Source organism: Streptomyces sp. NBC_01232, assembly GCF_035989885.1.
In the GTDB taxonomy this organism is placed as follows: domain Bacteria; phylum Actinomycetota; class Actinomycetes; order Streptomycetales; family Streptomycetaceae; genus Streptomyces.
The window spans coordinates 4504987-4526136 of record NZ_CP108518.1; the positions used below are offsets into that span (position 1 = coordinate 4504987).

18 protein-coding genes, 1 tRNA gene and 1 pseudogene are annotated in these 21150 nt (G+C 69.7%); 12 read left to right on the forward strand and 8 right to left on the reverse strand.

Annotated elements, in window-relative coordinates; translation table 11 throughout:
• Positions 1-155: 155 nt before the first annotated feature.
• Together OG444_RS20810 and OG444_RS20815 are read right to left on the reverse strand one after the other, a co-directional pair.
• Complete coding sequence (locus OG444_RS20810) at positions 156-359, reverse strand: cold-shock protein (protein WP_030647895.1); 204 nt, start codon at positions 357-359, stop codon at positions 156-158.
• Positions 360-1712: 1353 nt separating this feature from the next.
• Positions 1713-1783: transfer RNA gene (locus tag OG444_RS20815), tRNA-Gly, on the reverse strand.
• A gap of 460 nt (positions 1784-2243) precedes the next feature.
• Between OG444_RS20815 and dcd the strand changes: the two genes are divergently transcribed.
• The 3 genes from dcd to OG444_RS20830 all read left to right on the forward strand — a co-directional run bounded on the left by dcd (position 2244) and on the right by OG444_RS20830 (position 4255).
• Complete coding sequence (gene dcd / locus OG444_RS20820; RefSeq protein ID WP_030009868.1) at positions 2244-2831, forward strand: dCTP deaminase; 588 nt, start codon at positions 2244-2246, stop codon at positions 2829-2831.
• On the forward strand, positions 2828-3325 hold the full coding sequence (locus tag OG444_RS20825) for a phosphoribosyltransferase (RefSeq protein WP_327263596.1): 498 nt from the start codon (positions 2828-2830) through the stop codon (positions 3323-3325). Before dcd ends, OG444_RS20825 begins: the two co-directional genes overlap by 4 nt.
• 249 nt (positions 3326-3574) lie before the next feature.
• Positions 3575-4255, forward strand: coding sequence for a hypothetical protein (locus OG444_RS20830; protein ID WP_327263597.1), 681 nt, complete (start codon positions 3575-3577; stop codon positions 4253-4255).
• Positions 4256-4335: 80 nt separating this feature from the next.
• Here the strand turns inward: OG444_RS20830 and OG444_RS20835 are convergent, their stop codons facing one another.
• Complete coding sequence (locus tag OG444_RS20835) at positions 4336-5256, reverse strand: Yip1 family protein (RefSeq protein WP_327263598.1); 921 nt, start codon at positions 5254-5256, stop codon at positions 4336-4338.
• A gap of 267 nt (positions 5257-5523) precedes the next feature.
• Between OG444_RS20835 and OG444_RS20840 the strand changes: the two genes are divergently transcribed.
• Entirely contained in the window at positions 5524-6240 is a 717-nt protein-coding gene (locus OG444_RS20840; RefSeq protein ID WP_327263599.1) for a hypothetical protein, read from the forward strand.
• A gap of 426 nt (positions 6241-6666) precedes the next feature.
• Here OG444_RS20840 and OG444_RS20845 read toward each other — a convergent pair.
• Both OG444_RS20845 and OG444_RS20850 read right to left on the reverse strand, forming a co-directional pair.
• A pseudogene (locus tag OG444_RS20845) lies at positions 6667-8934 on the reverse strand (heterodisulfide reductase-related iron-sulfur binding cluster); the annotation flags it as partial.
• Positions 8935-9044: 110 nt separating this feature from the next.
• Positions 9045-9584 carry a sugar transferase gene (locus OG444_RS20850; protein WP_327263600.1) on the reverse strand — a complete coding sequence of 180 codons (540 nt, stop codon included), beginning with the start codon at positions 9582-9584 and terminating at the stop codon, positions 9045-9047.
• 239 nt (positions 9585-9823) lie between these two features.
• On the opposite strand from OG444_RS20850, the gene dnaK reads away from it, so the two are divergent.
• From dnaK to OG444_RS20870, 4 genes are read left to right on the forward strand one after another with little or no spacing between them, the layout of a single operon-like run.
• A complete protein-coding gene (gene dnaK, locus OG444_RS20855; RefSeq protein ID WP_327263601.1) occupies positions 9824-11668 on the forward strand; it encodes a molecular chaperone DnaK in 1845 nt (614 codons plus the stop codon).
• A complete protein-coding gene (gene grpE, locus OG444_RS20860; RefSeq protein ID WP_327263602.1) occupies positions 11668-12336 on the forward strand; it encodes a nucleotide exchange factor GrpE in 669 nt (222 codons plus the stop codon). The genes dnaK and grpE overlap by 1 nt, the downstream gene beginning before the upstream one ends.
• Before the next feature lie 39 nt (positions 12337-12375).
• A complete protein-coding gene (gene dnaJ, locus OG444_RS20865; RefSeq protein ID WP_327263603.1) occupies positions 12376-13557 on the forward strand; it encodes a molecular chaperone DnaJ in 1182 nt (393 codons plus the stop codon).
• 1 nt (position 13558) lies between these two features.
• Positions 13559-14032: a heat shock protein transcriptional repressor HspR gene (locus OG444_RS20870; protein ID WP_327263604.1), complete on the forward strand. Its 474-nt coding sequence runs from the start codon at positions 13559-13561 to the stop codon at positions 14030-14032.
• 98 nt (positions 14033-14130) lie between these two features.
• Here OG444_RS20870 and OG444_RS20875 read toward each other — a convergent pair whose 3' ends face one another.
• Positions 14131-15207: a helix-turn-helix transcriptional regulator gene (locus OG444_RS20875; RefSeq protein WP_327263605.1), complete on the reverse strand. Its 1077-nt coding sequence runs from the start codon at positions 15205-15207 to the stop codon at positions 14131-14133.
• A gap of 84 nt (positions 15208-15291) precedes the next feature.
• Between OG444_RS20875 and OG444_RS20880 the strand changes: the two genes are divergently transcribed.
• Both OG444_RS20880 and OG444_RS20885 read left to right on the forward strand, forming a co-directional pair.
• The gene (locus tag OG444_RS20880) at positions 15292-15573 is read left to right on the forward strand and encodes a hypothetical protein (protein ID WP_327263606.1); all 282 of its coding nucleotides are present in this window, start codon (positions 15292-15294) and stop codon (positions 15571-15573) included.
• A gap of 29 nt (positions 15574-15602) precedes the next feature.
• Positions 15603-15884 (forward strand): (2Fe-2S)-binding protein, encoded by a 282-nt coding sequence (locus OG444_RS20885; protein ID WP_051762453.1) that lies wholly within the window; start codon positions 15603-15605, stop codon positions 15882-15884.
• Positions 15885-16018: 134 nt separating this feature from the next.
• Here OG444_RS20885 and OG444_RS20890 read toward each other — a convergent pair whose 3' ends face one another.
• Complete coding sequence (locus OG444_RS20890; RefSeq protein WP_327263607.1) at positions 16019-16432, reverse strand: pyridoxamine 5'-phosphate oxidase family protein; 414 nt, start codon at positions 16430-16432, stop codon at positions 16019-16021.
• A 172-nt stretch (positions 16433-16604) separates the two neighbouring features.
• Between OG444_RS20890 and clpB the strand changes: the two genes are divergently transcribed.
• Both clpB and OG444_RS20900 read left to right on the forward strand, forming a co-directional pair.
• On the forward strand, positions 16605-19190 hold the full coding sequence (gene clpB, locus OG444_RS20895) for an ATP-dependent chaperone ClpB (RefSeq protein WP_327263608.1): 2586 nt from the start codon (positions 16605-16607) through the stop codon (positions 19188-19190).
• Between the two features lie 178 nt (positions 19191-19368).
• Positions 19369-19911: a YbjN domain-containing protein gene (locus tag OG444_RS20900; protein ID WP_327263609.1), complete on the forward strand. Its 543-nt coding sequence runs from the start codon at positions 19369-19371 to the stop codon at positions 19909-19911.
• Positions 19912-19914: 3 nt separating this feature from the next.
• On the opposite strand, the gene OG444_RS20905 is transcribed toward OG444_RS20900, so the two are convergent.
• Positions 19915-21105, reverse strand: a complete 1191-nt coding sequence (locus OG444_RS20905; RefSeq protein WP_327263610.1) for a hypothetical protein — start codon at positions 21103-21105, stop codon at positions 19915-19917.
• Positions 21106-21150 lie beyond the last annotated feature (45 nt).

A 21150-nucleotide genomic window follows, 5' to 3' on the forward strand; every position in this document is an offset into this window, starting at 1 on the left:
GGACGCGAAATCCAGAAAAGTCGAGTGGGGTTGAAGCTCCGAAGGCTGTAACCCTGAATGCTTCGTCCCGCAGGTGACACCACTGCGGGAAATATGTGCAGCTGGGGCCCGCACCCCGAGGGATGCGGGCCCCAGCTACGAAATGCGCGTCAGCGTCAGGCGGGAACGATGTTCTCGGCCGTCGGGCCCTTCTGGCCCTGCGCGATGTCGAAGGTGACCTTCTGGCCTTCCAGCAGCTCGCGGAAGCCCTGGGCTGCGATGTTCGAGAAGTGGGCGAAGACGTCGTCGCCGCCACCGTCCTGCTCGATGAAGCCGAAGCCCTTTGCCGCGTTGAACCACTTCACGGTGCCAGATGCCATGTCATATCTCCTTTGGGGCAGTACATCAGCGTCCGCACTGTACGGACACCGTGTCGCCGCGATGATGCCCCGCCGGAAAATGACCGGAAATATGAAGCGCTCGAATGTGGCGAAAGCCGACTGGGGCGCTTGAAGTTTTTGGGTACCAAAACTGCAACCGAGATCGACAGTAGCACGCCGCAGCTGTTTGTGTGCGTTAAATATCTCCATCGTGTGCGGCGCGGAAAAACTCTTCCTGCGGGGTCCATTAAACTCTCTGACGGCGGGGACAGATATTGATTCCCCCCGAGTGCAGCGTTTCGGGAGCAAGGGTGTCCGCCAGTTGCGACGTGCAGTCCATCGGTACGTGAGCTGGCGGGGTGGGTCCGCGGCGCCCTCCCGAAGGGATCAGCAGCTCGCAGGTGCTCCATGGCGGTCTCGGGGGCGCCCACGGCGAGGCGGCGCGGCCAGCCCCCGCACTCTGACCATTACTGCGGTCGTTCGCTGAGCCGCTCTCGAAGGTGGAGGAGAACCTCGGTGTCGGCGACGTGGACCAAGGCTGCCAACAGGATCCGGATGCGAACATCATCGCCCTCGTGCACAGCCTGCACGAGGGCCTCGACGGTGGCGGCCGCCTCAGCGGGAAGGCGCGGTGGGCCGGCCGTGGCCCGCACGTGAGCGGCAGGATCATCCGTGCCCGTCCGCTCTGCCGGAGTGTCCTGCTCGGAGTCGCTGCCTTCATCCACCGGCACCCGCGGGAACCTCCTGGCGAAATGGTCAGCTGAACGGTGATCCGAGTGGCCATCTCACTGGCACGGCCGGACCATGAGCCGCCTCCCTGGCAGCGGTGTGCAGCCTTCTCCAAGACTGTCCCGCTGTGAGGCGTGGCACTCTCGTGGCGAGCACCATTGGCGGGGAAGGTGGCTCAGGTGATGGCTGAGTTGAAGTTCGAAACCGTCCTGTGCACGCACTGCGCGGCCTGCCCGGCCACGGGGCAGGCCCGTACCATCGCCGCCGACCGGCGTCGGGTGACGGTGACGTGGCATCTCCCTTCCTGCCCGCACCATGCCGCCGATCGCGTGTTGGTGGGGAGAGAGGACTAGATAGTCCCGTCGCGGCTCTGCCCCCGGACCCTCCGGCCAATCGCCTCTTTGGGAAAGCGAATTCGCGCGGCAGCGGCAGTCGTGTGACGCAGGTCATCGAGAACGCGTCTCGCGATCCGAGATCGGTGGAGCTCGTGTGTTGCAAGTGGTGCGCGAAAGGCCCTCCGGGCAGGGCATTCCCGCCAGTTGGGGCACGTGGAGGGCACGGGAGGGTCTGACAGGTCTAGACAATGAAGAAGGCCCAAGTCGTTGACCTGGGCCTTCGTTAAAGAGCGGATGACGGGAATCGAACCCGCGCTATAAGCTTGGGAAGCTCATGTTCTACCATTAAACTACATCCGCACAGCGGGCCAGTTGCCTGGATCCCTGGTTTTCCCCACTCTACCCCATGATCGACCCCCGGTGAATTTGCCGCGGGGTCGTTGTCGTGTGTGGTGTGCACCGAGGCGTGTGTGTGCGGGAGTTGGGGCGTACCGTGTGGGTGCGGAGCGGCGGCTGGAGCGGGTACCGATCGTCCCCTAATGTGGCGGTTCGTCGCAGTACAGCTCGTTGGGGAAAGGGACTCGATGGAGCACACCGTCGTCCGTTGTGCCGAAGGGCACGTTTTCAGTACCGCCTCCTTCCCGCTGCAGCACCTCGGTGCCGGCCGGATCGGGCCCGGGCGGCTGCTGCGGTGTCCACGGTGTGCGCGGTTGCGGCATGCCGTTCCCGTGGGGGGCGCGAAGCGATAGTCGCCGGGCCGGGCGCGCGGGTCGTCGCTCTCGATTGGGGGTGGCCCGCGCGCTCTGCGTATCCTCGGGACGTGCTTCTCTCTGACAAAGACATCCGGGCCGAGATCGACAGCGGACGGGTTCGCATCGACCCGTTCGAGGAGTCGATGGTGCAGCCCTCCAGCATCGATGTACGTCTCGACCGGTTCTTCCGGGTGTTCGAGAACCACCGCTACGCCCACATCGACCCGGCGATCGAGCAGGCGGATCTGACCCGGATGGTCGAGCCGGAGGGCGACGAGGCGTTCATCCTCCACCCCGGTGAGTTCGTCCTCGCCTCGACCTACGAGGTCATCTCGCTGCCCGACGACATCGCCTCCCGGCTGGAGGGGAAGTCCAGCCTGGGCCGCCTCGGCCTGGTGACGCATTCGACCGCCGGGTTCATCGACCCCGGATTCTCGGGCCACGTGACCCTGGAGCTGTCGAACCTCGCCACCCTGCCGATCAAGCTGTGGCCGGGCATGAAGATCGGGCAGCTGTGCATGTTCCGGCTCAGCTCGCCCGCCGAGTTCCCGTACGGCAGCGAGCGCTACGGGTCGAGGTACCAGGGGCAGCGCGGGCCGACCGCCTCGCGCTCCTTCCAGAACTTCCACCGCACCCAGGTGAGGCACGAGGCATGAGCGACGTACGCGAGAACCTGACCTACGCCGGCTTCGGGCGCGCCGTGCGCGAGCTGGCGCAGACGATCGCCGACGACGGCTACGAGCCCGACATCATCCTGAGCATCGCCCGCGGCGGCGTGTTCGTCGCCGGCGGGCTGGCGTACGCGCTCGACTGCAAGAACATCCACCTGGTGAACGTCGAGTTCTACACCGGCGTCGGGACCACGCTGGAGATGCCGGTCATGCTGGCGCCCGTGCCCGAGGCGATCGACTTCACCGACAAGAAGGTCCTCATCGCCGATGACGTGGCCGACACCGGCAAGACCCTGAAGCTGGTCCACGACTTCTGCCTGGGCCACGTCGCCGAGGTGCGCTCAGCCGTCATCTACGAGAAGTCCCACTCGCTCGTGAAGTGCGAGTACGTGTGGAAGAAGACCGACGAGTGGATCAACTTCCCCTGGTCGGTCGAGCCGCCCGTGGTGAAGCGCGAGGGCCAGGTCCTCGACGCCTGATCCGCTCCGGAAGCTTCCTGTTCCGCCCGCCGAGTGCTGTCCGCACCCGGCGGGCGGAGTTGTTTCATGGGCTGGTCCGATGATCCCCCGATAGGGCTCTTGAGTCCGATGGTCCGATGGCCGAAGACGCATGAGGAACGGCAGACCGTTCCGCGGAGTACATGCAGATCGGCACAAGGAGGACGAATGAGCCCCGAGCACGGGCAACGGTCAGCACTCGGTCCGCTCCCCACGAGGGGGCGATGGGTCGTGGGCGGCACGATGGCGTCGCTGGTCCTGGTGATGCTGGGCTTCAGCAGTGGCACCGTCGCCGCGGCGGGCCCGCAGTACGCGGCGACCGCCGGCGTCGGCCAGGCCGATCCGCACCCCGACAAGTGCCGCAAGCCGAACAAGGGCGGCCACGGGCCCGAGGTGATGGGCTCGGAGCACGAGACCGCGGACCGGTGCAAGGACGGCAAGGGCGTCGTCGGGCCGCAGGGCCCCACCGGGCCCCCCGGACCGCAGGGCGCCACCGGAGCGACGGGCGCCACCGGTACGCCCGGTGCGGACGGCGCACCCGGAGCGACGGGCGCCACCGGTACGCCCGGTGCGGACGGCGCACCCGGAGCGACGGGCGCCACCGGTACGCCCGGTGTGGACGGCGCGCCCGGAGGCACCGGTGCAACCGGCGCAACCGGTGCGCCCGGAGTCAGCGGGCGTGAGGTCGTGACCGCGAGCGAGACCGGGACCCCCGGCCAGTTCGTCGACATCACGGTGGCGTGTCCCACCGGGAAGACCGTGCTCGGTGGCGGCTTCAACGCGCCCGCGGCCAACGCCCGCGTCCTCGCCTCCCGTCCCGACGGAGCCGGATGGACCGGACTCTTCTTCGTCGACCCGGGGGGCGGCATCGAGTTCACCGTCTACGCCGTTTGCGCCAACGTGACCCCCTGACGCCGGGCGTACGCAGAAGGGCCCCCGGCCGGTGCCGGGGGCCCTTCTCGTACGACGGTGCGGACGGGTGCGGGGGTGGGCTAGATCGTGCCCAGCTTGATGATCGAGAGCAGCGCGACCAGCTGGATCGCGGACGCGCCCAGGGCCTTCGGCCACGGCAGGTCGTGCGTCTTGCTGACCATCGAGGTGAAGAGCGCTCCGGCGGCCACCCAGGTGGCCCAGCCCAGGATCTGGACGATCATGTTGTCGCCGCCGAGGAACACGGCGAACAGCAGGCGCGGGGCGTCCGTGATGGACATGACCAGCATCGACAGGCCCACGGTCGGCTGCCACGTGCCGTCGCCGCCCAGCTGGCGCGCCAGCGTGTGCGTGACCGCGCCCAGGATCAGGCCGCAGATGACGAAGGCCACGCCGGCGGACAGGACGATCGGGATGGCCTTCGGCACGGTCGACTTGATGACGTCGTCGCGGGCGTCGTCGAGGCCGAAGACCGCGAGGAGCCCGTAGAGGAAGGTCACGATCAGCGCGGGACCCCAGACGGCGTAGTCGCGCATCTGCAGGAAGGTCTGCCCCGGCCGCGTCACGATGCCGCGGAGCAGCTCCTTCCACGGCAGCCGCGGTCCGGCCGGCGCCGCCGCGGCCGAGCCCGCCTGGTACGTCGCGCCCTGGCCGTACGGGTCCTCGCCGACGGCGAAGACCTGGGTGTGCCCCGGGTTGTCGTTCGTGTAGCCCCCGCCGCCACCGGGGCCTCCGTGGCCGTACGGGGGCTGCTGCGCGTGCGGATGCTGCTGCCCGTACGGGTCGAAGTACTCCGGCTCGCCCTGGCCTCCGCCGCCCGGCTGAGGCCACTGCTGCTGCGGTGGCGGGCCGCCGACGGGAGGGTAGGGCGGCTGGCCGTACGGCGGCGGCGGTTGCTGCCGGCCGTACGACTGCTGCTGCTGCGGGGGTTGTTGCGGAGAGCGGTTGTTGTCCCGGCCGCGTCCGATCCTGAATCCAGCCACGTGATCGAACGTACCTGGTCCGGCGGGCGTCGGTGGCCGGGGTGCCGGAACCGCCACCCTTTGCGGCTGACCTGTGACATCCCTTAGGGGATCCCTGACGGGATGTCCCCACCCCGTGCCCGGCCCTCTCGTGCGTCCGGTTTACATGGTTGCGTCACAGTCTGCGGCTTTCCGTTACCTTGCCGACGGGATACCCACATATCGGGTCCGTAGCTTCGTACGCGTCGTCGCCACGCAGCACGAACGAGCACGAGAAGAGCCCACACCATGCGCAACACTCGCCGGACCACCTTCCGCAGCGCCGCCGTCGTCGCCGGCGCGGCCACCCTCCTGGCCCTCCCCGTCGGCTCCGCCCTCGCGGCCTCCCCGGCGTCCCCGGGCGCCCCCGGGACGGCCCCGAGCGTCCGCGCGTACGTCACCACCGTGAGGCTGGCGGACGGCTCCCTCGCCAAGGTCTACAAGGCCGGCGCCGGCCGCTTCGAGGCGGACGTCCTCGCCGGCTCCACGCGGCTGGACACGCTGGTCAGCAAGGGCGCGGCGGTGGCGTACGGGCAGAGCAGCGGCCTGCACGTCGTGCTCCGGCCGGACGGCACCGTCACCTCCTGGATGGAGGGCGCACCGAAGCCGGCGCCGAAGCCCGACGCCGCGCAGCAGATCACGAGGGAGAGCTCGGTGCGCGTCACCACGCCCGACGGGCGGATCGCCAAGCTCGTGGACGGCCCGAAGGGCAAGCGCGTCGAGGTCTCCACGCCGTACGGGCACGCCGTCGCCGCGATCGACCTCGAGCGGCCGAGCGCCTACGACGACGGCTGGACGTACAGGCTGGTCCAGGACGGCAAGCGCGTGAAGTTCGTCGTCATCGACGGCAGGAGCGGCGGGAACAGCTGGGTGTACGACTTCGACGGCAGGCTGATCGAGACGTACACGGTCGACACGGCGAAGAAGGGCGGCCCGGGCCTCGTCGTGCTGCGCCACCACGGCTGAGTGCCCGCACGACGGAGCGGCCGGCCCCCCTCGGTTGGGGGACCGGCCGCTCCGGTGCTGCGCGTGGCTCTACTTGGTCTCGGCCTCGGGCTTGGTCTCAGCCGCGGGCTCGGCCTCAGCCTCTGCCTTGGTCTCGGCCTCGGGCTTCGCATCGGCCGCAGCCTCTGCCTCGGGCTTCGCCTCGGCCTTGGTCTCCGGCTCGGCGTCCGCCGTCGGCCCTGCTTCCGGCTCGGCCGCTGCCTCGGTCTCGGCCGCAGCCTCGACCTCGGTCTCGGCCGCTGCCTTCGCTTCGGCCTCCGCCTTCGCCTTGGCCGTAGCCTCGGCTTCCGCCTTCGCCTTGGCCGCAGCCTCCGCCTCGGCGGCCGCCTTCGCCTTCGCCTTGGCTTCGGCCTCGGCCGCCGCCTTCGCCGCCGCCGCCTCCGCCTCGGCCGCGGCTTCCGCCTCGGCCTCCGCCGCGAGCGCGGCCAGCTCCTCCTCCGTCGGGCCCGGGGCCTTCACGGAGTCGAGCAGCAGCTGCGCCACGTCGACGACCTGGACGTGTTCCTTCGCCTGGCCGTCGTTCTTCTTGCCGTTCACCGAGTCGGTGAGCATCACGAGGCAGAAGGGGCAGGCGGTGGAGACGATGTCCGGGTTCAGGGACAGGGCCTCGTCGACGCGCTCGTTGTTGATGCGCTTGCCGATCCGCTCCTCCATCCACATCCGCGCGCCACCGGCGCCGCAGCAGAAGCCCCGCTCCTTGTGGCGGTGCATCTCCTGCTGGCGCAGGCCCGGCACGGCCGACATGATCTCGCGCGGCGGCGTGTAGACCTTGTTGTGCCGGCCCAGGTAGCACGGGTCGTGGTACGTGATCAGACCGTCGACCGGCGTGACCGGCGTGAGGCGGCCCTCGTCGATCAGGTGCTGGAGCAGCTGCGTGTGGTGGATGACCTCGTACTCGCCGCCCAGCTGCGGGTACTCGTTCGCGATGGTGTTGAAGCAGTGCGGGCAGGTCGAGACGATCCGCTTCGCCGACTTCGGCTTCTTCGTCGACGGGTCCTCGTCGTCCTCGCCGAACGCCATGTTCAGCATGGCCACGTTCTCCTGGCCCAGCTGCTGGAACAGCGGCTCGTTGCCCAGGCGGCGCGGCGAGTCACCGGTGCACTTCTCGTCGCCGCCCATGATCGCGAACTTGACGCCCGCGATGTTCAGCAGCTCCGCGAAGGCCTTGGTGGTCTTCTTGGCCCGGTCCTCCAGGGCGCCGGCGCAGCCGACCCAGTAGAGGTAGTCGAACTCGGAGAGGTCCTCCGCGTCCTTCCCGATGATCGGGACCTCGAAGTCCACCTCCTTGGTCCACTCGACGCGCTGCTTCTTCGCCAGGCCCCAGGGGTTGCCCTTCTTCTCCAGGTTCTTGAGCATCGTGCCCGCCTCCGACGGGAACGCGCTCTCGATCATCACCTGGTAGCGGCGCATGTCGACGATGTGGTCGATGTGCTCGATGTCGACCGGGCACTGCTCCACGCACGCACCGCAGGTGGTGCAGGACCACAGCACGTCCGGGTCGATGACGCCGTTCTCCTCGGCGGTGCCGATCAGAGGGCGCTCGGCCTCCGCGAGAGCGGCGGCCGGGACACCGGCGAGCTGCTCCGCGGTGGCCTTCTCGTTGCCCTCCATGTCCTTGCCGCCACCGGCGAGCAGGTACGGGGCCTTGGCGTGCGCGTGGTCGCGCAGCGACATGATGAGCAGCTTCGGGGACAGCGGCTTGCCCGTGTTCCAGGCGGGGCACTGCGACTGGCAGCGACCGCACTCGGTGCACGTGGAGAAGTCGAGGATGCCCTTCCAGGAGAACTGCTCGACCTGGGAGACGCCGAAGTTGTCGTCCTCGCCCGGGTCCTCGAAGTCGATCTCCTTGCCGCCCGAGGTCATCGGCTGCAGGGCGCCGAGGGCCGTGGCGCCGTCCGCGTTCCGCTTGAACCAGATGTTCGGGAAGCCGAGGAAGCGGTGCCAGGCGACACCCATGTTGGTGTTGAGCGAGACCACGATCATCCAGATCAGCGAGGTGCCGATCTTGATCATTGCGGTGAAGTAGATGGCGTTCTGCAGCGCGCTGGTCGAGAGCCCCTCGAAGGCCAGGACCAGCGGGTACGAGACGAAGTACGCCGGCTCGTAGCTGTCCACGTGGTGGATCGCGCCCTCGAGACCGCGCAGGCACAGGATCGCGAGGCCGATGGTCAGGATGATGTACTCGACGAAGTACGCCTGCCAGGCCTTCGAGCCGGTGAAGCGGGACTTGCGGCCGGCCCGGGAGGGCAGGCTGAGCAGTCGGATCGCCATCAGGACCACGATGCCGAGGACGGTCATCAGGCCGATGAACTCGATGTAGAGCTCGAACGGCAGGAAGCCGCCGACGATCGGCAGCACCCAGTCGGCCTCGAAGAGCTGGCCGTAGGCCTGCGCCAGGGTCGGCGGCAGCGTCAGGAAGCCGATCGCGACGAACCAGTGCGCGAAGCCGACGATGCCCCAGCGGTTCATCCGGCTGTGGCCGAGGAACTCGCGGACGAGGGTGAGCGTTCGGGCCTTCGGGTCATCCGTGCGGCTGCCTGCCGGCACGGGCTGGCCGAGCTTCACGAAGCGGTAGATCTGCGCCACGGCTCGTGCGAGCAGCGCGACGCCGACCACGGTCAGGACCAGCGACACGATGATCGCGGCGAGTTGCATGGAAGGGCTCCTCGGGCGGCACTTACTAAGCGGTAACTTATGAAGTCAAGGCTTGAGGTTACCCATTCCCGACGCCGCAATGTAGCTGAGCGTGCGGTGATCTGTGTCGCTCAGGCGACCCTTTGCCGGTACGCCGCACGCGGGGTCTGCGCCAGGATCGCGAGGTCCATCCCGAGCCAGTGGTTCTCCACATAATGCCGGTCGAGCAGAGCCATCTCCTCCCAGGGGAGGTCCGAGCGCGCGCTCACCTGCCACAATCCGGTCATTCCGGGGCGTACGAGGAGTCGTTCGGGGCGGTCGGTACGGGCCTGCGGGCGCGGCCCGACCAGCGACATCTCGCCGCGGACCACGTTCAGCAGCTGGGGGAGGCCGTCGAGGGCGCAGCGGTCGAGGGCCGCGCCGATCCGGCCGGCGCCGTCGTCGGTGCGCAGCCGCCAGGTGCGGAACGGGCGCCCGGCCAGGCCCGCCGCGGGCTCCCGTACGAAGGGCCGCCCGCCCCGGGTCACGCACAGCAGTGCCGTGGACGCGGCCAGGACGGGCGCGAGCAGAGTCAGCAGGATCACCGCTCCGGTGAGGTCGAACACCCTTTTCGCCGGCGGGACCGCGGGGAAGCGGGCCCGCAGCAGGGGGGCGGTGAGAGTGGGCGGCATGCCAGCACGTTGCCGTATGCCTCCGGCGGTCTTGCGGTGCCGCGCGGCCACGGTGCCCCATTCGGCCCCGGCTTCGCGGTCTGGGGCGGAGCCCCAGGGGGCAGGGCCGCGCCCGGGCCCCAGGGTTGCGCGTAAGTGCCACTTAAAGGTTGAGTCGACCCGGCTCAGTTCTGTTGACGCAAGCGCAGCGATACGGCATGGTTGAGTCTGTTCCACTCAAGTCAGCTGGAGGAATTGAAATGGCACGTGCGGTCGGCATCGACCTGGGCACCACTAACTCCGTCGTCAGCGTTCTGGAAGGCGGCGAGCCCACCGTCATCACCAACGCCGAGGGCGCCAGGACCACGCCGTCCGTCGTCGCCTTCGCCAAGAACGGTGAGGTCCTCGTCGGCGAGGTGGCCAAGCGCCAGGCGGTCACGAACGTGGACCGGACCATCCGCTCCGTCAAGCGCCACATGGGCACTGACTGGAAGATCAACCTGGATGGCAAGGACTTCAACCCGCAGCAGATGAGCGCCTTCATCCTGCAGAAGCTGAAGCGCGACGCCGAGGCGTACCTGGGCGAGAAGGTCACGGACGCGGTCATCACCGTCCCGGCCTACTTCAACGACTCCGAGCGTCAGGCGACGAAGGAGGCCGGCGAGATCGCGGGCCTCAACGTCCTGCGCATCGTCAACGAGCCCACGGCCGCCGCCCTGGCCTACGGCCTCGACAAGGACGACCAGACCATTCTCGTCTTCGACCTCGGTGGCGGCACCTTCGACGTGTCGCTCCTCGAGATCGGTGACGGTGTCGTCGAGGTCAAGGCCACCAACGGTGACAACCACCTCGGTGGCGACGACTGGGACCAGCGCGTCGTCGACTACCTGGTGAAGCAGTTCGCCAACGGCCACGGCGTCGACCTGTCCAAGGACAAGATGGCGCTCCAGCGTCTGCGCGAGGCCGCCGAGAAGGCGAAGATCGAGCTGTCCTCCTCCACGGAGACCACGATCAACCTGCCCTACATCACGGCTTCCGCCGAGGGCCCGCTGCACCTGGACGAGAAGCTCACGCGCGCCCAGTTCCAGCAGCTGACCGCGGACCTGCTCGACCGCTGCAAGACCCCGTTCCACAACGTCATCAAGGACGCCGGCATCGCGCTGTCCGAGATCGACCACGTGGTCCTGGTCGGCGGCTCCACCCGTATGCCGGCCGTCGCCGAGCTCGTCAAGGAGCTCACCGGTGGTCAGGACGCCAACAAGGGCGTCAACCCGGACGAGGTCGTCGCCATCGGCGCCACCCTCCAGGCCGGCGTGCTCAAGGGTGAGGTCAAGGACGTCCTGCTCCTCGACGTGACCCCGCTGTCCCTCGGTATCGAGACCAAGGGCGGCATCATGACCAAGCTGATCGAGCGCAACACCACGATCCCGACGAAGCGCTCCGAGATCTTCACGACGGCCGAGGACAACCAGCCGTCCGTCCAGATCCAGGTCTACCAGGGCGAGCGCGAGATCGCGGCGTACAACAAGAAGCTCGGCATGTTCGAGCTGACGGGCCTGCCCCCGGCCCCGCGTGGCGTCCCGCAGATCGAGGTCTCCTTCGACATCGACGCGAACGGCATCATGCACGTCACGGCCAAGGACCTCGGCACGGGCAAGGAGCAGAAGATGACCGTCACCGGCGGCTCTTCGCTCGGCAAGGACGAGGTCGACCGCATGCGCCAGGAGGCGGAGCAGTACGCGGACGAGGACCTGCGCCGCAAGGAGGCGGCCGAGTCCCGCAACCAGGGCGAGCAGCTCGTCTACCAGACGGAGAAGTTCGTCAAGGACAACGAGGACAAGGTCCCGGCCGACGTCAAGACCGAGGTCGAGACGGCCGTCTCCGAGCTGAAGGAGACGCTCAAGGGCGAGGACACCGCCGAGATCCGCACCGCGACGGAGAAGCTCGCCGCGGTCAGCCAGAAGCTCGGCCAGGCGATCTACGCCGACGCCCAGGCCGCCCAGGCGGCCGGCGGCGCCGGTGACGCGGGCCAGGCCAAGGCCGACGACGACGTCGTCGACGCCGAGATCGTCGACGACGAGAAGCCGAAGGGCGGCGCTGCCTGATGTCGGAGGAGACCCCGGGCTTCGAGGAGAAGCCCGAAGTCCCCGACGCCGGTCAGAACGACGCTGAGCCGAAGGCCGCCGACTCCGCCAAGGAGGAGGCGGCGGCCCCGGCCGGGGACGCAAGCCAGGACGTAGCCCTGCTGGCGCAGCTGGACCAGGCCCGTACCGCGCTCTCCGAGCGCACCACGGACCTCCAGCGGCTCCAGGCGGAGTACCAGAACTACCGGCGCCGGGTGGACCGGGACCGGGTCACCGTCAAGGAGATCGCGGTCGCGTCCCTCCTGACGGAGCTGCTCCCGACCCTGGACGACATCGGCCGGGCGCGGGAGCATGGCGAGCTGGTCGGCGGCTTCAAGTCGGTGGCCGAATCGCTGGAGACGGTCGCCGCGAAGATGGGCCTGCAGCAGTTCGGCAAGGAGGGCGAGCCCTTCGACCCGACGATCCACGAGGCCCTGATGCACTCGTACGCGCCGGACGTCACCGAGGACACCTGCGTGGCGATCCTGCAGCCGGGGTACCGGATCGGCGAGCGTACGATCCGTCCCGCACGGGTCGCGGTGGCCGAGCCCCAGCCGGGCGCGGCCCCCAAGTCCCCCGGTTCCGACGCGTCGGGCGCGGAGGGCGAAACGCCGGACGGCTTGGACACGGATGCCCCCGACAAGGGCTGATGCACCACACGTAGGAGCACGGGAGGAGGGACACCGGGGATGAGCACGAAGGACTTCGTCGAGAAGGACTACTACAAGGTCCTCGGTGTCCCGAAGGACGCCACCGAGGCCGAGATCAAGAAGGCGTACCGGAAGCTCGCACGCGAGTTCCACCCGGACGCCAACAAGGGCGACGCCTCGGCCGAGGAGCGCTTCAAGGAGATCTCCGAGGCGAACGACATCCTCGGCGACGCCAAGAAGCGCAAGGAGTACGACGAGGCGCGCGCCCTGTTCGGCAACGGTGGCTTCCGCCCCGGGCCGGGCGGCGGCGGTTCGTTCAACTTCGACCTCGGTGACCTCTTCGGGGGCCAGCAGCAGGGCGGCGGTCAGGCCGGCGGCTTCGGCGGCGGCCTGGGCGACGTCTTCGGCGGTCTCTTCAACCGCGGCGCAGGCCCCGGTGCGGGTCCCCGCACCCAGCCGCGCCGCGGCCAGGACATCGAGTCGGAGGTCACCCTCTCCTTCACGGAGGCGGTGGACGGGGCCACGGTCCCGCTCCGGATGTCCTCCCAGGCTCCCTGCAAGGCCTGTTCGGGCACCGGCGACAAGAACGGCACCCCCAGGGTGTGCCCGACGTGCGTCGGCACCGGACAGGTCTCGCGCGGCAGCGGCGGCGGCTTCTCGCTGACCGACCCCTGCGCGGACTGCAAGGGCCGCGGCCTGATCGCGGAGACCCCCTGCGAGGTCTGCAAGGGCAGCGGGCGCGCCCGCAGCTCCCGCACCATGCAGGTCCGGATCCCGGCGGGCGTCTCCGACGGCCAGCGGATCCGGCTGCGCGGCAAGGGCGCCCCGGGCGAGCGCGGCGGTCCCGGCGGCGACCTCTACGTGGTCGTGCACGTCGATGCGCATCCGGTGTTCGGCCGCAAGGACGACAACCTGACGGTGACCGTGCCCGTGACGTTCGCGGAGGCGGCGCTGGGGGCCGACATCAGGGTCCCGACCCTGAACGGCCCCTCGGTGACGCTGAAGCTGCCGCAGGGCACCCCCAACGGGCGCACCATGCGGGCCCGCGGCAAGGGCGCGGTCCGCAAGGACGGCACCCGCGGCGACCTGCTGGTCACGGTTGAGGTCGCGGTCCCGACCGAACTGTCGGACAAGGCCCGTGAGGCCCTGGAGATGTTCCGCGAGGCGACGGAGTCGCAGGACCCGCGCTCCGCGCTGTTCGAGTCCGCGAAGGGAGCATGACATGGACGGCCGCCGACGACAGTCCTCCCGTCTGGGAAGTGGTGCCTACCAACTCACCGACGAGACTCCGGTCTACGTGATCTCGGTGGCCGCCCAGCTCTCGGGCCTGCATCCGCAGACCCTGCGCCAGTACGACCGTCTCGGCCTGGTCTCCCCGGACCGTACGGCCGGCCGCGGCCGGCGCTACTCGGCCCGTGACATCGAACTGCTCCGCACGGTGCAGGCGCTGTCGCAGGACGAGGGCATCAACCTGGCGGGCATCAAGCGGATCATCGAACTGGAGAACCAGGTCGCCGCGCTCCAGCAGCGCGTGGCCGAGCTCTCCGCGGCCGTGGACGGGGCGGCGGCCACGCTGCAGGCCCGCGAGGCCCAGGTGCACGCCTCGTACCGGCGCGACCTGGTCCCGTACCAGCCCCCGCAGCCGGGCAGTGCCCTGGTGGTCTGGCGGCCGAGCCCCAAGCGGCCGATGGACTGACCCGGGCCCCACAGCGGGTACCCGGTTCCTGCGGTCCTGTTCTCCCTGACGTACGCCCTCAGGCCCCGCCCCCTCCCGGGGGCGGGGCCTGAGGGCTGTCAGAGCCCTTCCCGGTCCGTCTCGTGGTCCGGGTGGTCCGCATGGACGTCGCATTCCTGTTCGGGGCCCGAGGGCCGCCCCAGGATGCCGGAGCGGGCGATGAGGTAGCCGAGCTGCGCGCGGCTGCCGCTGCCGAGGGTGGTGGCGAGTTTGGCGATGTGCGCACGGCAGGTGCGGACGTTCATGCCGAGGCGGCGCGCTATGGCCTCGTCGACGTGTCCCTCGATGAGGAGCTGCGCGATCGTCCGCTGCACGCCGGATATCCCGCCGGGGGTGCTGCGGTAGGTCACTTCCTCCTGGAGTGGCACGGCGCGGTGCCAGAGCTGCTCGAACACCTTGATGAGGTAGTCGACCAGGCCCGGGTGGCGCAGCTCCAGGGCGACCCGGCGGTCGTCGCTCACCGGGATGAAGGCGACCGTGCGGTCGAAGATGATCAGGCGCTCGATGAGCTCTTCGAGGGTGCGTATCTCCACCTTGCCCGTCGAGATCCGCTCCACGTAGGCGAGCGTGCCCTGGCTGTGCCGTGCGGTGTGCTGGTACAGGGTCCGTATGCTGACCCCGCGGTCGATCAACGGCTGGTCGCGCTCCAGGGCCTGGGTGAGGGCCAGGGAGGGCCGTGCCCCGCCCGGCTGGACCGTCAGCACCTCGGTGTGGCATTCGGCCGTCGCGAGGTTCAGGGCGGCGTTGATCTGCTCGAAGCCCTCCAGCACCGTGATGGCGTGGGTGTTGGCCGGGCTCTGCGCGCTGATGGCGAGGAAAGGCTCGAAAGTGTCGGTGAGATCTACAGCGCTTCGCCGGCGGTCCTGGATCTCGCGTTCAATCGGATGGAGCCGTTGAGCCAATGCGACGGACGGGGGAACCGGACGCAGTTGGTTCGCGTCATCCGGGTCGGGCTGCAGAAGAGCGAATTCAAGCAGGCAGGGGGCGTTCTGGATCTCGCCCCGGGCGATCCGGCCGGTGCTCAGCGCGGTCGCGTAGAGCCGCGTCCCCTCGGCGCACATGGACGTGACGGGGTGGGGATGTGTCGCTTTTGTCTCGTTTCGCGTCAAATCTCCACCCCCCAGGGTCCTGAACATGCAAGAACATGATGCATCGTCCCTGTGGCATTGACGTGCCTGAATGAGCCATCGTCTGTCACGCGGGGGAGAGGATTCCATCAAGTGAGGACGAAGCCGACCATGTACAAGAGAATGCTTCGCTCGGTGCTTGCCATAGTTTTCTCCGCCGTTGCGGTTTTTGGGGCAGTCAGCGCCGTCGAAAGTGACGCGGGGAGCGCTAGGGACGGTCAGGGCACGAGCCTGACGAGCACGGAGTTCGACACCGGCTGGACCACGGCGCCCGTGGGCAAGTACGCGGACACCGGCTGGACCAGTGGCCGGCTGTCGGGCGGGGGTAAGGACGATACGGGCTGGACCGATGCGCCTGTGACGGTGTCGGCGTGACCCCCGACGATCGCGGCTTCCGCCGCGAAATGGCCTCCGCGTACCGATCGGGCTGGCAGTTCATCGATCTCGCCACGGCCATCCCCCACCCGGGCGATTCGTTGATGGTCACCCTGTTCGGCCAACCGATCGTCGTCGTGCGCGAGGAGGACGAGGACGTACGTGCCTACCGGTGCCTGCGCCGCCCGCGGGGCGCGCCGCAGCCCGTCCGCTGCGAGGTGCGCTACGGAATGGTCTTCGTCAATCTCGATCAGCGTGACCACCAGCTCTTCGAACCCGATATCACCACCGCCACCCCCCGCAGTGCCTGAAGCGATTCCCCCGTCGTTGCAGATCGCTCAGGCGCTACCCCCACACAACGGCGCCATCGTGGACCTGACCACGATGGCGCCGTTGTGATGCCCGCGTCCAGTGCCTGAACCGGTCAAGATGAAGAATCAACGTCTTACGCGCGCCCCATGGCCCGGTCCAGGGTGATCTCCATGACCACCCGGTCGGGATTGGGCGACGGCGTGCGCCCGTAGCGCTCCGCGTAGCGCGCCACCGCGTCGGCGACCGACGCCTCGTCCGTGCGGATCACCGCGCGGCCCTCCAGCGTGGCCCAGCGGCGCCCTTCCATCTGGCAGACCGCGACCCGCGCGCCCTGCGGCTGCGCGGCCTGCGCCGCCAGGATGTTGCGCACCTTCTTGCTGTGCTTGTTGCTGATCACCCGGGCGAGCCCGGCCTCCGGGTCGTACGTCACGCCCACGGGCACCACGTGCGGGGTGCCGTCGGGGCGCGGGGTGGTCAGGGTGCAGACGTGCCGCTCCCGCCAGAAGGCGAGGTACTCGGGCGTCGGGTTGAGTACGTCATGGAACATGGGCCGAAGGGTACGGGCAGGCGGTGTCCCCACCCGCCTTGAGTGGAATAGACTCAACTTTGCATACGCTGACTCTGTCAGTGTTGTCGATGTGTGCCGGACGCCGTCCGGCGCCGTCCGACATCGTCGATTCGAAGTGCTTTCTGTTCCCCTCCGGAGAGGAGAAGACGCAGTGGACGCCGAGCTGACCAACAAGAGCCGGGACGCGCTGAACGCGGCCACCAGCAGGGCCGTCAAGGACGGCCATGCGGATCTGACCCCCGCGCACCTGCTGCTGGCCCTGCTCGCCGGCGAGGACAACGAGAACGTCATCGACCTGCTGGTCGCCGTCGACGCCGACCAGGCCGCCGTGCGCAGCGGCGCCGACCGGCTGCTCGCCGCCCTGCCCAGCGTCACCGGCTCCACGGTCGCGCCCCCGCAGCCCACCCGCGACCTGCTCGCCGTACTCGCCGAGGCGGACGCACAGGCCGGCAGGCTCGGCGACGACTACCTCTCCACCGAACACCTCCTCATCGCCATCGCCGCCAAGGGCGGCGCGGCCGGAGAGGTTCTTTCCGCCCAGGGCGCGACGGCGAAGAAGCTGCTCGACGCCTTTCAGAACGCACGAGGAGGACGGCGGGTGACCACCCCCGACCCCGAGGGTCAGTACAAGGCCCTGGAGAAGTTCGGCACCGACTTCACGGCGGCCGCGCGCGAGGGCAAGCTCGACCCGGTCATCGGCCGTGACCACGAGATCCGGCGCGTCGTCCAGGTGCTCTCGCGCCGTACGAAGAACAACCCCGTGCTCATCGGCGAGCCCGGCGTCGGCAAGACCGCCGTCGTGGAGGGCCTGGCCCAGCGCATCGTCAAGGGCGACGTCCCCGAGTCCCTGAAGAACAAGCGCCTCGTCTCGCTGGACCTCGGCGCCATGGTCGCCGGTGCCAAGTACCGCGGTGAATTCGAGGAGCGCCTGAAGACCGTACTCGCGGAGATCAAGTCCAGCGACGGCCAGATCATCACCTTCATCGACGAGCTCCACACGGTCGTCGGCGCGGGCGCCGGCGGCGACTCCGCCATGGACGCGGGCAACATGCTCAAGCCCATGCTGGCCCGCGGCGAGCTGCGGATGGTCGGCGCGACCACCCTCGACGAGTACCGAGAGCGCATCGAGAAGGACCCGGCGCTGGAGCGGCGCTTCCAGCAGGTGCTGGTCGCCGAGCCGTCCGTCGAGGACACGATCGCGATCCTGCGCGGGCTCAAGGGCCGCTACGAGGCCCACCACAAGGTCGTCATCAACGACAGCGCGCTGGTGGCCGCCGCGACCCTCTCCGACCGCTACATCACCTCCCGCTTCCTCCCAGACAAGGCCATCGACCTCGTCGACGAGGCCGCGTCCCGGCTGCGCATGGAGATCGACTCCTCGCCGCTGGAGATCGACGAGCTCCAGCGCTCCGTGGACCGCCTGCGGATGGAGGAGCTGGCCCTGAAGAACGAGTCCGACCCCGCCTCGGTCGAGCGCCTGGAGAAGATCCGCAAGGACCTCGCGGACCGCGAGGAGGAGCTGCGGGGCCTGACCGCCCGCTGGGAGAAGGAGAAGCAGTCCCTCAACCGGGTCGGCGAGCTCAAGGAGCGCGTGGACGACCTGCGGGGCCAGGCCGAGCGCGCCCAGCGCGACGGCGACTTCGACACCGCGTCCAAGCTGCTCTACGGGGAGATCCCGACCCTGGAGCGCGAGCTCGCGGAGGCCACGGAGGCCGAGGCCGAGGCGTCCAAGGGGACGATGGTCAAGGACGAGGTCGGCCCCGACGACATCGCCGACGTGGTGGGTGCCTGGACCGGCATCCCGGCGGGGCGTCTGCTGGAGGGCGAGACCCAGAAGCTGCTCCGCATGGAGGACGAGCTGGGCCGTCGCCTGATCGGCCAGAGCGAGGCCGTACGGGCCGTCTCGGACGCGGTGCGCCGCACCCGCGCCGGCATCGCCGACCCCGACCGGCCGACCGGCTCCTTCCTCTTCCTCGGCCCGACGGGCGTGGGCAAGACGGAGCTGGCCAAGGCGCTCGCCGACTTCCTCTTCGACGACGAGCGGGCCATGGTCCGCATCGACATGTCGGAGTACGGCGAGAAGCACAGCGTGGCCCGTCTGGTCGGTGCCCCGCCCGGCTACGTCGGCTACGAGGAGGGTGGCCAGCTGACCGAGGCCGTGCGCCGCCGCCCGTACAGCGTGGTGCTCCTGGACGAGGTGGAGAAGGCCCACCCCGAGGTCTTCGACGTCCTGCTCCAGGTTCTGGACGACGGCCGCCTCACGGACGGCCAGGGCCGGACCGTGGACTTCCGCAACGCCATCCTCATCCTGACCTCGAACCTGGGCAGCCAGTTCCTGGTGGATCCCCTCACCCCGCCAGAGCAGAAGAAGCAGCAGGTCCTGGACGTGGTGCGGGCCTCCTTCAAGCCGGAGTTCCTCAACCGCCTGGACGACCTGGTCGTCTTCTCCGCGCTGACCGGGGACGAGCTCGCGCACATCGCCGAGCTCCAGATCGGCCGCCTGGCCAAGCGGCTGGCCGCCCGCCGGCTGACACTGGAGGTGAGCCCCGAGGCCCTGGCCTGGCTGGCGGACAAGGGGAACGACCCGGCGTACGGCGCCCGGCCGCTGCGCCGGCTGATCCAGACGGCGATCGGGGACCGCCTCGCGAAGGAGATCCTCTCCGGCGAGGTCAGGGACGGCGACACCGTACGGGTCGACGTCGCGGGCGAGGACCTGCTGGTGGGCAAGGCCCTCTGAGCTGCGCCGGAGCCCGCCCGGGGCGGCCCCAGGGCTGCCCGTGGGCGGGTTCGGCGCAGCCCGTGGGCGGGTTCGGCCCGGCCCGCGTTTCCGCCCTGCGCGGATAGGGCGTGCGGGGCTGGACACGGGGTGGGCGCCATGGGGGAGGATGCATGTATCCGCACGAAGGGAAATCACGGTGAGCATCGACCCGGCCTCGATTCCGAACTTCGGAGGGCAGCAGCCCGATCCGCAGGCCACAGGACCGGCGGGCCCCGTCGTCCCCGACCAGGATCTGGTCAAGCAGCTGCTGGAGCAGATGGAGCTCAAGTACGTCGTCGACGACGAGGGTGACCTCGCGGCGCCGTGGGAGGAGTTCCGCACGTACTTCATGTTCCGCGGCGAGGACGAGCAGCAGGTCTTCTCGGTGCGGACCTTCTACGACCGTCCGCACAAGATCGACGAGAAGCCGCAGCTTCTCGAGTCGATCGACGACTGGAACCGCCGCACCCTGTGGCCGAAGGTCTACAGCCACACCCACGACGACGGCTCGGTCCGTCTGATCGGTGAGGCGCAGATGCTGGTCGGCACCGGCGTCAACCTGGAGCACTTCGTGTCCTCCACGGTCAGCTGGGTCCGCGCCTCCATCGAGTTCGACAAGTGGCTCGTCGAGCAGCTCGGCCTGGAGCAGGACGTCGACTCCGCCGACGGCGACGACAGCGACGGCGACGCCAACAACTAGCCGTTACAGCGGCACGCGGGCCACCAGCAGCAGGTACAGCCCGTAGCCGTAACCGAGCCCGGCCACCACCGCGGTCACCATGACCGCGGTGCGGGGCCGGGCTCGTGCCATGACGGCGGCCACCGGCAGGAGCAGCGGGAAGGCCGGCAGCAGGAAGCGCAGCTTGGACTCGAAGAAGCCCGCCCCGCCGAAGGTGATCACCAGCAGGACCGCGGTGTACACGAGCAGCGGCAGCGGGGTGCGGTCCAGGACGAGCAGTACCGCCAGCAGCCCGGCCGCGGCCAGCAGGACCACCGTCACGGTGGTGGCGAGCGGCACGTGCCCGCCGGTCAGCACGCGCCGCGCGGAGCGCAGTGCCCCGGCGCCGAAGTCGAAGCGGGAGCCCCAGCCGCGCTGCACAGCGAAGTAGCCGCCGAGGGGGTCGCCGACCTGCACCCCGACGGCCAGGACGTACGCCGCCCAGCCGGCCGGTGCCAGCAGCACGGCCGGCCACACCCCGGGCGCCCGGGATCTTCGTACGACGACGGCGTGGAGGGCCATGCCCGAGACGGCGGCCGCGACGGCCAGCGCGGTGGGCCGGGTCAGCCCGGCGAGTACGGCGAGGCCGGCGGCCCACAGCCAGCGCTCGCGCAGCACGGCGTACAGCGCCCAGGCGGCGAAGGCGGCCAGCAGGGCCTCGGTGTAGGCGAGGCTCAGGACCACCGCGTGCGGCAGCGCGGCCCACAGCCCCACGAGCAGCAGCCCGGCGCGCGGGCCGTTCACCCGCTCCCCGACCCGGTAGATCCCGACGGCGGCCACGGCGGCACTGACCCAGGCGATGAGCAGTGCGGCGGGCACCGCCCCGCCGGGAAGCACCGCGGAGACCAGCCGTATCAGCAGGGGGTAGAGCGGGAAGAAGGCGAGGTCGCTCTGCACGGGCCCGGTCCCGGTGGCCGCGTCGGGCCACATCAGGGTGCGCCCGTAGCCGTGGGCGGCGATCCTGACGTACCAGTCCGAGTCCCAGGACCTCCCGAGCACCCTGAGCGGATCGCGCCCGGCCCACCAGGCCCCGAGGGCGAGCACCAGCGCCCCGCCCCCGCGCACGGCGGCGAACACCCCGAGCGCCGTCACGGCGGCCGGCGCGGCCGACCGCACGGCCCGGACCGCGCGCATCTCCAGCGGCGACGCGGACACGGCCGCTCTGCCCGTTGCCATGAATCCCGACTCTCCGGCTCGCGTTGGTCCGCTCACCCGGCGGTG

Excerpts from the sequence above, each read along its gene's own strand:
- OG444_RS20810 (WP_030647895.1), bottom strand. The coding sequence starts at position 359 with ATGGCATCTGGCACCGTGAAGTGGTTCAACGCGGCAAAGGGCTTCGGC.
- OG444_RS20825 (WP_327263596.1), top strand. The coding sequence starts at position 2,828 with ATGAGCGACGTACGCGAGAACCTGACCTACGCCGGCTTCGGGCGCGCC.
- OG444_RS20840 (WP_327263599.1), top strand. The coding sequence starts at position 5,524 with ATGCGCAACACTCGCCGGACCACCTTCCGCAGCGCCGCCGTCGTCGCC.
- OG444_RS20850 (WP_327263600.1), bottom strand. The coding sequence starts at position 9,584 with ATGCCGCCCACTCTCACCGCCCCCCTGCTGCGGGCCCGCTTCCCCGCG.
- dnaK (WP_327263601.1), top strand. The coding sequence starts at position 9,824 with ATGGCACGTGCGGTCGGCATCGACCTGGGCACCACTAACTCCGTCGTC.
- grpE (WP_327263602.1), top strand. The coding sequence starts at position 11,668 with ATGTCGGAGGAGACCCCGGGCTTCGAGGAGAAGCCCGAAGTCCCCGAC.
- dnaJ (WP_327263603.1), top strand. The coding sequence starts at position 12,376 with ATGAGCACGAAGGACTTCGTCGAGAAGGACTACTACAAGGTCCTCGGT.
- OG444_RS20870 (WP_327263604.1), top strand. The coding sequence starts at position 13,559 with ATGGACGGCCGCCGACGACAGTCCTCCCGTCTGGGAAGTGGTGCCTAC.
- OG444_RS20875 (WP_327263605.1), bottom strand. The coding sequence starts at position 15,207 with ATGTTCAGGACCCTGGGGGGTGGAGATTTGACGCGAAACGAGACAAAA.
- OG444_RS20885 (WP_051762453.1), top strand. The coding sequence starts at position 15,603 with ATGGCCTCCGCGTACCGATCGGGCTGGCAGTTCATCGATCTCGCCACG.
- OG444_RS20890 (WP_327263607.1), bottom strand. The coding sequence starts at position 16,432 with ATGTTCCATGACGTACTCAACCCGACGCCCGAGTACCTCGCCTTCTGG.
- OG444_RS20905 (WP_327263610.1), bottom strand. The coding sequence starts at position 21,105 with ATGGCAACGGGCAGAGCGGCCGTGTCCGCGTCGCCGCTGGAGATGCGC.